The following is a 12946-nucleotide window of genomic DNA, read 5'->3' on the forward strand; positions in this document are numbered from 1 at the left end:
TTCAAAGGCGGATGCGCACGTAGGCGGTCAGGCGCTGGCCGGTGTTGTCGTCGCTGAAAGGCGATGCGGCATCGGCGCGCTTGATCGAGGTGTCCGTCCACTCGATGCCGAGCGCGAGATTGCGCTGCATCCGCTCGACCGCGAGATAGTAGTCGGCATAGTCGCCGCCGGGTCTTAGCCGCGCCGCGCGGACGGGATCGCTCGTGCTCCCGAAGCTGTATCCGACACCGCCGTAGAGACTGAAAGGCGAGCCCGGTATGCCCAGGCCCGCGTTGGCGCCCAGGTGGACGTTGCTGCCGCCGATCGCGTCCTGCGAAGGAGCGAAACGGGCCCTTCCGACGAGCGAGACCGGCCCGATGAGATAGCCCGCCGAGGCCTCCACCTCGATGAAGTTCAGCTCCCCGTCGCCGTCGAAGAGGTAGCCGTTCACGCCGCCGGAAAGCTCCCATCCGGCTGATTGCACGGTGTAGCGCGGCGAGATCGTCAGCCCGAAATCGCTCCCGCCATGGCGGCTGCTGCCGCGCAGGCTGGTGACGCCCGCGTCGATCGACAACGCGGGAGAGACTGCGAGCGTGCCTTCGAGCGAGAGCGCGGCCTCGCCGTCGCTCCAGCTCAGCCCGCGCTCGCGATCGTCGGTCCGAAACTGCACCGAAGCGCCCGACTGGCGGACCGCCTGACCCGATGCCGGTGTCGCGAGGATCGCGCACAGGAGGATCGTGGCGGCTGTGGTCGGGTATCGCATCAAGCTATGCCGGTATCAGTTCGTGGCGAATTTGCGGGCGGCGTCGATTGCCGCAAGGGCTGCGCCGCGGTCATCCCTTGCCGCAGAGGCAAGGAAGGCGTCAATCGTGTCGGCGCGGCTTTCAACCAGGTCGCGGGCCTGCGCGTCCTGATCGCGGCATTGCCCATGGGACACGTTCGAGATCTTTTTCCTGGCGGGCAACACGGTGGTCAGGCCTCCCGCCGCGCCGTTCGCCGCAATGGTCCGCTCGACCATCATCTGCGCGTGCACCACGCAGCGCTTGGTGCTGCGGCGGGTGGGCGGAGACGTGCCGATGGTCTTGGAGTCGATCTCGATCGCGGCGCGATAGTGCACGTCGTAAGTGGTGCCGCCGCGTTCGACGCTGTCCGAATGCGATGCCGCCGGTGCCACCGCGACGGCGAGGAGCCATCCTGCCGATACGCTCATAACTTCTCTCCCTTTGTCTTATATTTTAAGCACATGTGCTCAAAATATGGACGAGGACCTATGCGGGAGGTGCTTCTCGAATATTGCCATCGAGTGAGTTCGGATGGCCCGCGTCTTCCGGTTCGAGCGAAGGGAAAGGGGGGGCGCTAATCTATAGCGCCACGGTGATGAAGGCGGTCACCGTGGCCACCGACAGCAGCGTCGAGACGAGGATCACCTGCGCGGTCAGCTTTGCCTCGCGGCGATAGAATTCGGCCAGCATGAACGGTCCCGTCCCGGTCGGCAGGGCGGCGATGAGCACGGCGGTGTTCGTGAGAAACGGCGAGAGTCTGAAGACCTGCGTCGCCAGCAGCCATGTCAGTGCGGGCTGCACGATCAGTTTGAGCGCGACGAGTTGTGCGACCACGCCCGGCCGGGTGTGCCGGGCATTGTCGGCAACCATGCCTCTCGCATCGATCCGGCTTGAAGCGAGGAACAGGCCCAGCGCCACCAGCGCGCTCGGCGCGGCGGCGTTGGCGAGCAGTTCCACGGATCGGGCAAGCGGCGTGGGCATCGAAAATCCCGATAGCGGGAAGAAGGCCCCGAACAGCGGCGCGAGCACGATCGGATTGCGCATGACCCGCATGATCACCGTCCGCGCGATCGCGCCGGGATGGTCGCCGTGCTGAAGCCCGACTTCGATCACGATGATCGCCACCGCGAAGATCAGGCAGATGGTGAGGATCGAGGCGATCAGCGTCGGCGCCAGCCCTGCGTCGCCGAACACCGCGAGCAGCAGCGGCAAGCCGATGTAGGCGGTATTTGCGTAGCCGGCGGCAAGTCCGTCCACGGCCGCATCGGCGAGTGGCACGCTCACGCGGCGACGCAGGAAGACGGTTCCGGCATAGACGGCGAACGAAGCGAGACCGAAGGCGCCGATGAAACCGGGCTGCCAGATCGCCTCGATATCGGCGGAGGCGACGACGTCGAAGAGCAGCGCGGGCAGCGCCAGATAGACGACGAAGCGGTTGATCTCGCTCGTCGCGGCCGGGCCGAGCACGCCGATCGTGCGCGCGAGCCAGCCAGCCAGGATGATGCCGAAAACCGGCAGGACCAGAAGGAACGTGGAGAGCAAGGCGAGTCCGTCGATGAGGCGCGTGAGTGGGTTCAGTCGACGGCGAAGAGCTGGCCGATGTCGTGGAAGGCCTTCATCTCGATCGCGTTGCCGCTGGGGTCGCGGAAGAACATCGTCGCCTGCTCCCCCGGCTCGCCGCGAAAGCGGAGGTGCGGTGCGATAACGAAGTCGACTCCGCGATGCTCGAGCCGTGTTGCGAGCGCCTCCCACTCGGCCATGTCGAGGACGATGCCGAAATGCGGCACCGGCACGTCGTGGCCGCCGACCGCGTTGCGAGCCGCGTCGCCCGAACCGGGAGCGAGGTGGGCGACGATCTGATGGCCGAAGAAATCGAAATCGATCCAGTGATCCGAGCTGCGCCCCTCACGGCATCCGATCACCCCGCTCCAGAAGTCCCGCGCCTCGGCGAGATCGCGGACCGGAAAGGCCAGGTGGAAAGGGCGCAGTTCCGGCACGGATCAGGAGGCGACGTCGCTCGGCGCGGCGGCAACCTGAAGGCGGAAGCGCATGCGCGAGACATAGGGCGCCGCGTTGCCGTCGGGTGTCGTGAACACGTCGTGGGGCACGACGTCGGCATTCGCGCAGACGGCTTGAATCACGGGAGACGGCTCGTCGCCGACATCGGGGCCGCAATCGGTCACCTCGCCCGCCTCGTCGATGGCGATCACGACCAGGGCATCGAGCGTCTCCATGCCCGGCGGCAGGGCGTTGACCTCGAGGATGGCGTCGGGTTTGCGCAGCGTGTCGATCGCGGTCCTGGTCGGCGTGCCCGGGATGAACATGCGGTAGACGTCGCGCTCCATGAACCAGGCCGGCTCGCCATTGGCGAAGTGCGCCGGCTCGTGGCGCTTGGTCTCGTAGATCTTGCAGATCTCGTCGGCGAGTTCGGCATCGCCGAAGGTGTCGAGTTTCTCGCAGCGTACCAGCTTGCCCTTGGGATCGACGACGACATCGGCGAGGATCGCGGCCGACTTGCCCATTTCGAGCGCCTTGTCGGGGTAGTCGTTGAGCTTGATGCTGTAACCGGGCGCGGCGAGCGACGCGGCGGCAAGCAGAGAGAAGAACGGCATGGCAATCTCCATCCGACGGGGCCGCCAATCTAGCGGCGAACCCCGCCGACGCAACGCTTTGCCGAGCGCCGCGCGATCAGGTGTGGATCGGCTTGCCCTGCACCGCCATCGCCGCTTCCTTGACCGCTTCCGAGTGCGTCGGATGGGCGTGGCAGGTATAGGCGATGTCCTCGCTGGTGGCGCCGAATTCCATGGCCTGGGCCGCTTGCGCGATCATCGTGCCGGCGACGCTGGCGATGCACCAGACGCCCAGCACGCGGTCGGTCTCGGCATCGGCGATGACCTTCACGAAGCCGTCCGGCTCGTGATTGGTCTTGGCGCGCGAGTTGGCAAGCATCGGGAACTTGCCGACCTTGACCGCGCTCTTGTCGCCGCCCGCCTTCTCGATCGCGGCTTCCTGGGTCAGGCCGACGCCCGCGATCTCGGGGTAGGTGTAGACGACGCTGGGGATGACGTCGTGGTTCACGATGCCGGTCAGCCCGGCGATGTTCTCGGCGACCGCGATGCCCTCGTCCTCGGCCTTGTGCGCCAGCATCGGGCCGGGGATGACGTCGCCGATCGCCCAGACGCCGTCGACCTTGGTGGCGAAATCGTGGTCGGTTTCGATCTGGCCGCGCTGGTTGGTCTCGAGGCCGATCTTGTCGAGGCCCAGGCCCTCGGTGTTGGGTCGGCGGCCGATCGAAACGAGCACGCAGTCGGCGCTGAGCGTCTCGCTGTCGCCGCCCGCTGCGGGTTCGAGCGTCAGCGTTGCTTTCTTGCCCTTCACGCTCACGCCGGTGACCTTGGTCGAGAGCTTGAGTTCCATGCCCTGCTTCTTGAAGATCTTCGCGGCTTCCTTGCGGACTTCGCCGTCCATCCCGGGCAGGAGCTGGTCGAGGAACTCGACCACGGTGACCTCGGCGCCGAGGCGGCGCCAGACCGAACCCAGTTCGAGGCCGATCACGCCGCCGCCGATGACGACCATCTTCTTGGGTACGGCCGGAAGTTCGAGCGCGCCGGTGCTGTCGACCACCACGCCCTTCTTGTTGTCGATCTCGACATTGGGCAGCGGGGTTACCGACGAGCCGGTCGCGATGACGATGTTCTTGGCGGTGTGAGTCTTGTCGCCGACCTTGACGGTGTGCGCGTCCTCGAAGACGGCATAGTCCTTGAGCCAGTCGATCTTGTTCTTCTTGAACAGGAACTCGATGCCGCCGGTGAGACCCTTCACCGCATCGCGGCGCTGGCCGTGCATCGTGTCGAGATCGAGCTCGGGCGTGACCTTGATGCCCATCTTGGCCATCGCGCCGTTCGCCGCCACCTCGAAATACTCCGAAGCGTGCAGCATCGCCTTGGAGGGAATGCAGCCGACGTTGAGGCAGGTGCCGCCCAGCGTCTCGCGGCCTTCCGCACAGGCCGTCTTGAGGCCGAGCTGCGCCGCGCGGATCGCGGCGACGTAGCCGCCGGGGCCGGCGCCGATGACGAGGACGTCGTAGTCGTATTCAGCCATTAGTCTTCCCTCAGAGGTCGATGAGGAGCCGCGTCGGGTCCTCGATCGCTTCCTTGATGATCTTGAGCGCGGTGACCGCCTCGCGGCCGTCGATCAGGCGGTGGTCGTAGGACAGCGCGACATACATCATCGGCTTGATCACGACCTCGCCGTTCACCGCGACCGGACGGTCCTCGATACGGTGAAGGCCGAGCACCGCCGACTGCGGCGGGTTGATGATCGGCGTCGACATCAGCGAGCCGAACACGCCGCCGTTGGAGATAGTGAAGGTGCCGCCCTTCATGTCGTCCATGGTGAGCGTGCCGTCCTTGGCCTTCTTGCCGTAATCGGCGATCGCCCTTTCGATCCCGGCGAACGAGAGCTGGTCGCAGTCGCGCACGACCGGAACGACTAGTCCGTTCGGGGCCGAGACGGCGACCGAGATATCGACGTAGTCGTGATAGACGATCTCGTCGCCCTCGATATAGGCGTTGGCCGAGGGAACGTCCTTGAGCGCCAGGACCGAGGCCTTGGCGAAAAAGCTCATGAAGCCGAGGCGAATGCCGTGCTTCTTCTCGAATACGTCCTTGTACTTGTTGCGCGCCTCGATCACGGCGGACATGTCGACGTCGTTGAACGTCGTCAGCAGCGCGGCGGTATCCTGCGCGCTCTTGAGCCGCTTGGCGATCGTCTGGCGCAGGCGCGTCATCTTGACGCGCTCCTCGCGGCGCTCGCCCGCGGCGGAGGGCGCCGGGGCCGACGCGGTCGCGGCGGGTGAGGGCTCGGCGGTCTTCGCCTGCGCGGCGGCGATCACGTCTTCCTTGGTGATCCGACCGTCCTTGCCGGTGCCTTTCACCTTGGCCGGGTCGATGCCGTATTCGAGCACCGCGCGGCGCACCGCGGGCGAGAGCACTGTCGCACTGCCCGAGGCTTCCTCGGCGGGTGCGGAGGCCGGAGCGGGCGAGGGCGCCGGGGCGGGCTCGTCCTTCTTCGCGGTGGGTTTTGCGGCGGGCTTGCCTTCGCCTTCCTCGATCGTGGCAATGATCGCATCGACGGTGACGGTATCGCCTTCGCCGAACTTCTGCTCGCCCATGACGCCCGCTTGCGGCGCGAGGACGTCGACCGCGACCTTGTCGGTCTCGAGGCTGGCGATCGCCTCGTCAGCGGCGACGGCTTCTCCGGGCTGCTTCAACCATTGGCCGATGGTGGCCTCGGAAACGGATTCCCCGAGCGTCGGGACCTTGACTTCGATCGACATGAACTACCTCAAGCCTTCTGCTTGCGTCGGATTTCGGAGCGGACCGAGAGGCCCAGCGCGTCGGCGACGAGCGCCGCCTGCTCGGCCGCATGGCGTTTGGCGAGGCCGGTCGCGGGCGACGCGGCGACATGCCGCCCGGCATAGCGCACGCGTCCGACCTCGACGCCCGCCTGCTCGGCGGCGTCCTCGATCTGCGAGTTGACGAAGAACCATGCGCCGTTGTTGCGCGGTTCCTCCTGGCACCAGACCACTTCCTCGAGCTTCTTCATGCGCGAGAGGCGAAGCGCCAGCGGCTCGCCGGGGAAGGGGTAGAGCTGCTCGAGTCGGATGATCTGGACGTCTTCGATGCCCGCGGAATCGCGCGCCTCGATGAGATCGTAGGCCACCTTGCCCGAGCACAGGATGACCCGGCGGGTCTCCTCGTCGGCGGCGGGACTGGGGTCCGACAGGATGCGGAAGAAGTGCCCCTCGCCGACGAAGGCGTCGGCAGAGGACTTCGCCATCGGGTGACGCAGCAGCGACTTGGGCGTCATGATCACCAGCGGCTTGCGGAACGGCCGGTGCATCTGGCGGCGCAGGACGTGGAAGTAGTTCGCCGGGCTGGTGATGTTGCAGACCTGGATGTTGTCCTGCGCGCAGAGCTGCAGGAAGCGCTCGAGACGAGCGGACGAGTGCTCGGGACCCTGGCCCTCGTAGCCGTGCGGCAGCAGCATCACCAGGCCGTTGGCGCGCAGCCACTTGGCCTCGGCGGCGGCGACGTACTGGTCGATGATGATCTGCGCGCCGTTGGCGAAGTCACCGAACTGCGCTTCCCAGAGCACGAGCGTCTTCGGGTCGGCGCTGGCATAGCCGTATTCGAAACCAAGCACGCCGTATTCCGACAGCGTCGAATCGAGCACTTCGAAGGTGCCGTGCGGCAGGCCGGCGAGCGGCACGTACTTGCGCTCGTCGTTCTGGTCGACCCAGACCGCGTGGCGCTGGCTGAAGGTGCCCCGCCCCGAATCCTGGCCCGAGAGGCGTACGTTGTAGCCTTCGGAGATGAGGCTGCCGAAGGCGAGCGCTTCGGCGGTGGCCCAGTCGATTCCCTCGCCCGACTTGAACATCTCGCGCTTGGCGTCGAGCACGCGGCCCAGCGTGCGGTGAATGGTGACATCCTCGGGCACGGTGGTCAGCGTGCGGCCGAGACTGTCGAACAGCTTCTGCTCGATCCCGGTCGGGATGTTGCGCCGCGCGGATTCGGGATCGATCGGCTTGTTGAAGCCGCTCCAGTGGCCGGCGAACCAGTCCGCCTCGTTGGCCTTGTAGCTCTTGGCGGCCTCGAACTCCTGGTCGAGATGCTCGATGAACTTGGCCTCGGTCTCCTCGACGAAGCCGGGTTCGATGACGCCTTCTTCCTCGAGCCGCTTGCCGTAGATCGCGCTGACCGGCGGATGCTTGCGGATCTTCGCGTACATCAGCGGCTGGGTGAAGCTGGGCTCGTCGCCCTCATTGTGGCCGAAGCGGCGATAGCACCACATGTCGATGACGACGTCGCGGCCGAAGGTCTGGCGATAGTCGATCGCGAGCTTGCAGCAGAAGGTGACCGCTGCCGGATCGTCGCCGTTGACGTGCAGGATCGGCGCCTGCACGCCCTTGGCCACGTCCGACGGATAGGGCGAATTGCGCGCGAAATTCGGCGTCGTGGTGAAGCCGATCTGGTTGTTGATGACGAAGTGGATACAGCCGCCGGTGTTGTAGCCGCGCACGCCCGAAAGGCCGAAGCACTCCCACACGATGCCCTGTCCGGCGAAGGCCGCGTCGCCGTGGATCAGTACGGGGAGCACTTCCTTGTGTCCGGCGTTGGGGCCGATGTCGTCTCCGATATCGTCGCGCAGGGTCTGGTAGGCGCGAACCTTGCCGAGCACGACGGGATCGACCGTCTCGAGGTGCGACGGGTTGGGCATAAGGCTCATGTGCACCTTGATCCCGTCGAACTCGCGGTCGGTGGAGGTGCCGAGGTGGTACTTCACGTCGCCCGAGCCGCCGACATCCTCGGGGTTGGCGGTGCCGCCCGAGAATTCGTGGAAGATCACCTTGTAGGGCTTGGCCATCACGTTCGCGAGAACGTTGAGGCGGCCGCGGTGGGCCATGCCGTAAACGATCTCGCGCACGCCGAGCTGGCCGCCGTACTTGATCACCGATTCGAGCGCGGGGATCATCGCCTCGCCGCCGTCGAGACCGAAACGCTTGGTGCCGACGTACTTCTTGCCGAGGAACTTCTCGTACTGCTCGCCACGGATCACGGCCGAGAGCATCGCCTTCTTGCCGTTGACGGTGAACTCGATCTCCTTGTCGGCGCCTTCCATGCGTTCCTGGAGGAAGCGGCGCTCCTCCACATCGGCGATATGCATGTATTCGAGGCCAACGGTGCCGCAGTAGTTGTGGCGCAGGATCTCGACGAGCTCGCGCACCGTCGTCCATTCGAGGCCGAGGTTGCCGCCGACGTAGACCGGGCGGTCGAGCGCGGTGCCGGTGAAGCCGTGATATTCCGGTGTCAGGTCCTTGGGCAGTTCGCGGCTGGTCAGGCCCAGCGGATCGAGATTGGCGCCGAGGTGGCCGCGCACGCGATACGTGCGGATCAGCATCATGGCGCGGATCGAATCGGCCGCGGCTTCCTCGATCCGGCTCTCGTCGATCGCGACGCCCGACTTCTTGGCCGAGGTCTTCAGCGCCGATTGCAGGGTGGTGGGGTCGAGAGCCTGGGTGAGATCATCCTCGAATCCGCCGCCCACCTGGGGCCAGTTGGCGCGCTGCCAGCTCGGACCCGGCTGGGGGTCATCGGGAAGGAAATCGAAACTCTCGTCGCCCATGACATGACCTTTCAGCGCCCAAAAATCGGCGCAAGTTCGAACAGGTTACCGGCGGGCTTCAGGATGCCGGTGTGACGTCTTGTGCCCGCCTTGTCGTTTCGCCCCCGCGAATGACGGGATCAGGCAACTTCCTTGAGCAAACCCTCGAGGGTCACGCCCAGTTCCGACGGCGAGGGCGAGACGCGGATGCCCGCATCTTCCATCGCCGCGATCTTGTCCTCGGCGCCGCCCTGACCGCCCGAGACGATCGCGCCGGCGTGGCCCATGCGGCGTCCCGGAGGGGCGGTGCGGCCCGCGATGAAGCCGACCATCGGCTTCTTGCGGCCGCGCTTGGCCTCGTCCTTGAGGAACTGCGCCGCTTCCTCTTCGGCCGAGCCGCCGATCTCGCCGATCATGATGATCGATTCGGTCGCGTCGTCGGCCAGGAACAGCTCGAGCACGTCGATGAAGTTGGTGCCGTTGACCGGGTCGCCGCCGATGCCGACAGCGGTGGTCTGGCCGAGACCCGCGTTGGTGGTCTGGAACACCGCTTCATACGTGAGGGTGCCCGAACGCGAGACGACACCAACCGAGCCCTTAGAGAAGATGTTGCCGGGCATGATGCCGATCTTGCACTCGTTCGGCGTGAGCACGCCGGGGCAGTTCGGGCCGATCAGACGCGACTTCGAGCCGGTCAGCGCGCGCTTGACCGGGATCATGTCGAGCACCGGGATGCCTTCGGTGATGCAGATGATCAGCTCGATCTCGGCGTCGATCGCCTCGAGGATCGCGTCGGCCGCGCCCGCGGGCGGAACGTAGACGCACGAAGCGGTGGCGCCGGTCGCGGCCTTGGCCTCGTGAACCGAGTTGAACTGCGGCAGTCCGAGGTGCTCGGTGCCGCCTTTGCCGGGAGTCACCCCGGCGACCATCTTGGTGCCGTAGTCGAGCGCGGCCTGGGTGTGGAACGAACCCGTCGAGCCCGTCATGCCCTGGGTGATGACCTTGGTGTTCTTGTCTACGAGGATCGACATGGGTGCTTTCCTGTTTCCTGTCCTTGCCTGCCGCCCTTCGCGGGCTCGCTGCGTCCAAGGGAATTTGCGTGGATTGCGAAACTGGCGGGATGACTAGTCCGCTGATCCACGCCTGACGGAATTACGCGAGGCTCTCGTCGATGCCCTTGCAGGCCGCGACCAGTTCCTTCACCGAATCGATGGAGACCTGAAGGCCGGCCTTGGCGGTCTCGTTCAGCTCGATCTCGATCACTTCCTCGACGCCGCCGGCGCCGATCTTCACGGGCACGCCGACGTAAAGGTCATCGACCCCGTACTGGCCGGTGAGGTGCGCGGCGCAAGGCAGGATGCGCTTCTGGTCGAGCAGGTAGCTCTCGGCCATCGAGATCGCCGAGGCGGCCGGAGCATAGAAGGCCGAGCCGGTCTTGAGCAGGCCGACGATCTCGCCACCGCCGCCGGCGGTGCGCTTGACGATCGCGTCGATCTTTTCCTGCGTGGACTTGCCCATCTTGATGAGGTCGGGGACGGGGATGCCCTTGACCGTCGAGTACTCGACGATCGGCACCATGGTGTCGCCGTGGCCGCCGAGCACGAACGAGGTCACGTCGCGAACCGAAACGCCGAATTCCCAGGCGAGGAAGGTGGAGAAGCGCGCCGAATCGAGCACGCCCGCCATGCCGACCACCTTGTTGTGCGGCAGGCCGGAAAATTCGCGCAGCGCCCAGACCATCGCGTCGAGCGGGTTGGTGATGCAGATCACGAAGGCATCGGGGCAGTTGTCCTTGATGCCTTCGCCGACCGACTTCATCACCTTGAGGTTGATGCCCAGCAGGTCGTCGCGGCTCATGCCGGGCTTGCGCGGCACACCGGCGGTGACGATGACGACGTCGGCACCCGCGAGATCCTTGTAGTCGTTGGTGCCGGTGATGAAGGCATCGAAGCCCTCGACGGGGCCGCACTGCGACAAGTCGAGCGCCTTGCCCTGCGGAATGCCCTCGGCGATGTCGAACAGGACGATGTCGCCCATTTCCTTTTGCGCGGCGAGGTGGGCGAGCGTGCCGCCGATGTTGCCTGCGCCGATTAGAGCGATCTTCTTGCGAGCCATGGTCCGTTTCGATCCTTCACGCTGGGGCGGGACCGCCTCAACTCTACGGCCACAGCCCTGTCCCGCGGCGGGCAGTCGCCGTCAGTTCTTGGCGGTCACCTAGGCGCGAACGTAGCGCTTTGCAACCGCGAAACGGATGCAAGCGGCAATCGGGATCGAGTTAAAATGATAATAGTTTGCAATAGCAAAAAGGCAAGCGCGCGGTTGTCGCGATATCGTTCGTTGAAGCGCGATCCACCGATCACCGGCTAGTGTGCGGCCCGGTTCGAGACCTTGCGGGCCAGTCGCTCGGCCATTCGCCGGTCCAGAGTGCGGCACACGCCCAGCCACCAGGCGTAGGACGAGGCGTCTCCCGTGCGGTCGGCTTCGATGGCTTCGCGCCGCGCCTGCTCGGCGGCGGACAGCCCGTGGACGGCGAAGTGCCGCAGCGCTGCGACGAGTTGCCCGGCGTTGGTCTCGGGCGGCTCCGCACGGTTGTCGTTCGCGGCGCAGAGCGAGACCGAAACGTAGCGTCGGCCGGGCCGGCTCGACCAGCCCCAGGTGCGCGCGGTGGCAAAGCGGATCGTCATTTGCGGGGCACTTCCATTCCGTCTCGAAGAGCGTGCAATCTATCGCTCCGGGGCTAAGCCTTCATGAGAGCTTTTGGTTGCCTAAGTGTTGATTTCGCGCCGGGAATCGGCATCGTCGATCACGATGTCGGGCTGGCGATCCAGCGCCCGCTGTTGCGGTACTCCTCCTTGATCCCCGTCGCATCGGGAAGCTTCTCGCCGACGTACCGGCTGTCGCCGCCGCGCTCGCGCTGCTCGGCGGTGTAGCGCGGCGGCGCGCTCTGCGCCGGTGCCAGCGCGGCGTCGGAGCGCAGCGAGACGCTGGCGGCTTGCGCGCGGGCCTGCGCCTGCTCTTCTTCGTAGGCTTTTTGCAGCGCGACCGGATCGAGGGCATCGCTTGCGGCAGTCGCGGCGGCATCGCCGGCGAAGCGGTGCGGCGCGGCCACGGGTTCACCGCCGGCATAAGCAAAGCGGAAGGTCGAGGACCGGCCTGCCGCGCCGCGGAAGCTGTAGAAGCGATGCGCGCCGATCGTCGTCAGGTAGTGCAGGCTCGGCGCCCAGTACGGGTTGACCTGGACCGTGTGGTAGTGCGTCGCCAGGCCGACGGGCGCGTAAACCGATCCCGCCAGCGCGGCGCGCGCGACCGCTTCGGCGCGATACCAGAACATCCGGTTCGGCCGCCGCGCGAGCGAGCCGTCGCAGGTGAACGAGAACTGGCAGCCGCTGGCCCGCTCCGACCCCTGATAGACGACGCCGCACACCGTTCCCGGATAAGAAGGATGCGCGACGCGGTTCAGCACCACTTGCGCCACCGCGCGCTGGCCGGCATCGGCCTCGCTCGCGGCTTCGTAATAGATCGCTGCGGTCAGGCACTGCTCGGCGCGGCGGCGGTCTACCCCCGAATTGTCGACGCGCAACGCGCGCGCGATCGGCTCGGCGACACCGTCTTCGCTCGTGGGGGCGGGCTCGGCGTCCGAATGGATGTCTTCGCCCAGACGCGGCGCAGTGGTCTCGAGCTCGAGGTAATAGAACGCCGAGCCGGGAAAGCTCAGGCCCGCCTGCTCGAAGGGCATCGGCTGTAATTCGCTGTCGCTGGCCACCGCGTCGCCGATGTTGAAGCGATCCCAGTCCTGCGGCTCTGCGAAAGCGGGCAAGGTCACCGCGGCCAGCAGGCCGACCGCCGCCGAGGCGCGCCGGCGTCCCTTGCGGCGCCGCGAGCGCCCGCCGCGTGCGAACCGCGCGACGAAGTCGCGCGGTCTCGGTTCGGCGTCGGGGATGCTCTGGGCGGTCATTCGGTCCTGTTCGTCGTGGCGGCAGGGACTGCCGATATCGTGTCGTGGACTTCGGCGCAGCAGC

12 protein-coding genes are annotated in these 12946 nt (G+C 66.4%); all 12 read right to left on the reverse strand.

Annotated elements, in window-relative coordinates; translation table 11 throughout:
- Window position 1: 1 nt before the first annotated feature.
- The 12 genes from B2G71_RS14460 to B2G71_RS14515 all read right to left on the reverse strand — a co-directional run bounded on the left by B2G71_RS14460 (window position 2) and on the right by B2G71_RS14515 (window position 12882).
- Window positions 2-742, reverse strand: a complete 741-nt coding sequence (locus B2G71_RS14460; RefSeq protein ID WP_098107034.1) for a TorF family putative porin — start codon at window positions 740-742, stop codon at window positions 2-4.
- Between the two features lie 15 nt (window positions 743-757).
- A complete protein-coding gene (locus tag B2G71_RS14465) occupies window positions 758-1189 on the reverse strand; it encodes a hypothetical protein (protein ID WP_098107036.1) in 432 nt (143 codons plus the stop codon).
- Between the two features lie 151 nt (window positions 1190-1340).
- Window positions 1341-2303, reverse strand: coding sequence for an AEC family transporter (locus tag B2G71_RS14470; RefSeq protein WP_098107038.1), 963 nt, complete (start codon window positions 2301-2303; stop codon window positions 1341-1343).
- A 32-nt stretch (window positions 2304-2335) separates the two neighbouring features.
- Window positions 2336-2758, reverse strand: coding sequence for a VOC family protein (locus tag B2G71_RS14475; protein ID WP_098107041.1), 423 nt, complete (start codon window positions 2756-2758; stop codon window positions 2336-2338).
- A 3-nt stretch (window positions 2759-2761) separates the two neighbouring features.
- Window positions 2762-3373 carry a hypothetical protein gene (locus B2G71_RS14480; protein WP_141521581.1) on the reverse strand — a complete coding sequence of 204 codons (612 nt, stop codon included), beginning with the start codon at window positions 3371-3373 and terminating at the stop codon, window positions 2762-2764.
- A 76-nt stretch (window positions 3374-3449) separates the two neighbouring features.
- The gene (lpdA, locus tag B2G71_RS14485) at window positions 3450-4862 is read right to left on the reverse strand and encodes a dihydrolipoyl dehydrogenase (RefSeq protein WP_098107045.1); all 1413 of its coding nucleotides are present in this window, start codon (window positions 4860-4862) and stop codon (window positions 3450-3452) included.
- Window positions 4863-4872: 10 nt separating this feature from the next.
- Window positions 4873-6099 (reverse strand): 2-oxoglutarate dehydrogenase complex dihydrolipoyllysine-residue succinyltransferase, encoded by a 1227-nt coding sequence (odhB, locus tag B2G71_RS14490; protein WP_098107047.1) that lies wholly within the window; start codon window positions 6097-6099, stop codon window positions 4873-4875.
- Between the two features lie 8 nt (window positions 6100-6107).
- Window positions 6108-8948, reverse strand: coding sequence for a 2-oxoglutarate dehydrogenase E1 component (locus tag B2G71_RS14495; RefSeq protein ID WP_098107049.1), 2841 nt, complete (start codon window positions 8946-8948; stop codon window positions 6108-6110).
- A 119-nt stretch (window positions 8949-9067) separates the two neighbouring features.
- Window positions 9068-9958 (reverse strand): succinate--CoA ligase subunit alpha, encoded by an 891-nt coding sequence (gene sucD / locus B2G71_RS14500; RefSeq protein WP_098107051.1) that lies wholly within the window; start codon window positions 9956-9958, stop codon window positions 9068-9070.
- Window positions 9959-10079: 121 nt separating this feature from the next.
- Window positions 10080-11042, reverse strand: a complete 963-nt coding sequence (mdh, locus tag B2G71_RS14505; protein WP_098107053.1) for a malate dehydrogenase — start codon at window positions 11040-11042, stop codon at window positions 10080-10082.
- Window positions 11043-11290: 248 nt separating this feature from the next.
- Window positions 11291-11611, reverse strand: coding sequence for a hypothetical protein (locus B2G71_RS14510; protein WP_098107054.1), 321 nt, complete (start codon window positions 11609-11611; stop codon window positions 11291-11293).
- A gap of 119 nt (window positions 11612-11730) precedes the next feature.
- On the reverse strand, window positions 11731-12882 hold the full coding sequence (locus tag B2G71_RS14515; RefSeq protein WP_098107124.1) for a cell wall hydrolase: 1152 nt from the start codon (window positions 12880-12882) through the stop codon (window positions 11731-11733).
- Window positions 12883-12946: the final 64 nt, after the last annotated feature.

Origin of the sequence: Novosphingobium sp. PC22D (assembly GCF_002556635.1) — a bacterium.
Taxonomy (GTDB): Bacteria; Pseudomonadota; Alphaproteobacteria; order Sphingomonadales; family Sphingomonadaceae; genus Novosphingobium.

Coding starts and splice junctions, on each gene's coding strand:
- B2G71_RS14480 (WP_141521581.1), bottom strand. CDS start 3,373: ATGCCGTTCTTCTCTCTGCTTGCCGCCGCGTCGCTCGCCGCGCCCGGT.
- B2G71_RS14510 (WP_098107054.1), bottom strand. CDS start 11,611: ATGACGATCCGCTTTGCCACCGCGCGCACCTGGGGCTGGTCGAGCCGG.
- odhB (WP_098107047.1), bottom strand. CDS start 6,099: ATGTCGATCGAAGTCAAGGTCCCGACGCTCGGGGAATCCGTTTCCGAG.
- sucD (WP_098107051.1), bottom strand. CDS start 9,958: ATGTCGATCCTCGTAGACAAGAACACCAAGGTCATCACCCAGGGCATG.
- mdh (WP_098107053.1), bottom strand. CDS start 11,042: ATGGCTCGCAAGAAGATCGCTCTAATCGGCGCAGGCAACATCGGCGGC.
- B2G71_RS14465 (WP_098107036.1), bottom strand. CDS start 1,189: ATGAGCGTATCGGCAGGATGGCTCCTCGCCGTCGCGGTGGCACCGGCG.
- B2G71_RS14460 (WP_098107034.1), bottom strand. CDS start 742: ATGCGATACCCGACCACAGCCGCCACGATCCTCCTGTGCGCGATCCTC.
- lpdA (WP_098107045.1), bottom strand. CDS start 4,862: ATGGCTGAATACGACTACGACGTCCTCGTCATCGGCGCCGGCCCCGGC.
- B2G71_RS14515 (WP_098107124.1), bottom strand. CDS start 12,882: ATGACCGCCCAGAGCATCCCCGACGCCGAACCGAGACCGCGCGACTTC.
- B2G71_RS14495 (WP_098107049.1), bottom strand. CDS start 8,948: ATGGGCGACGAGAGTTTCGATTTCCTTCCCGATGACCCCCAGCCGGGT.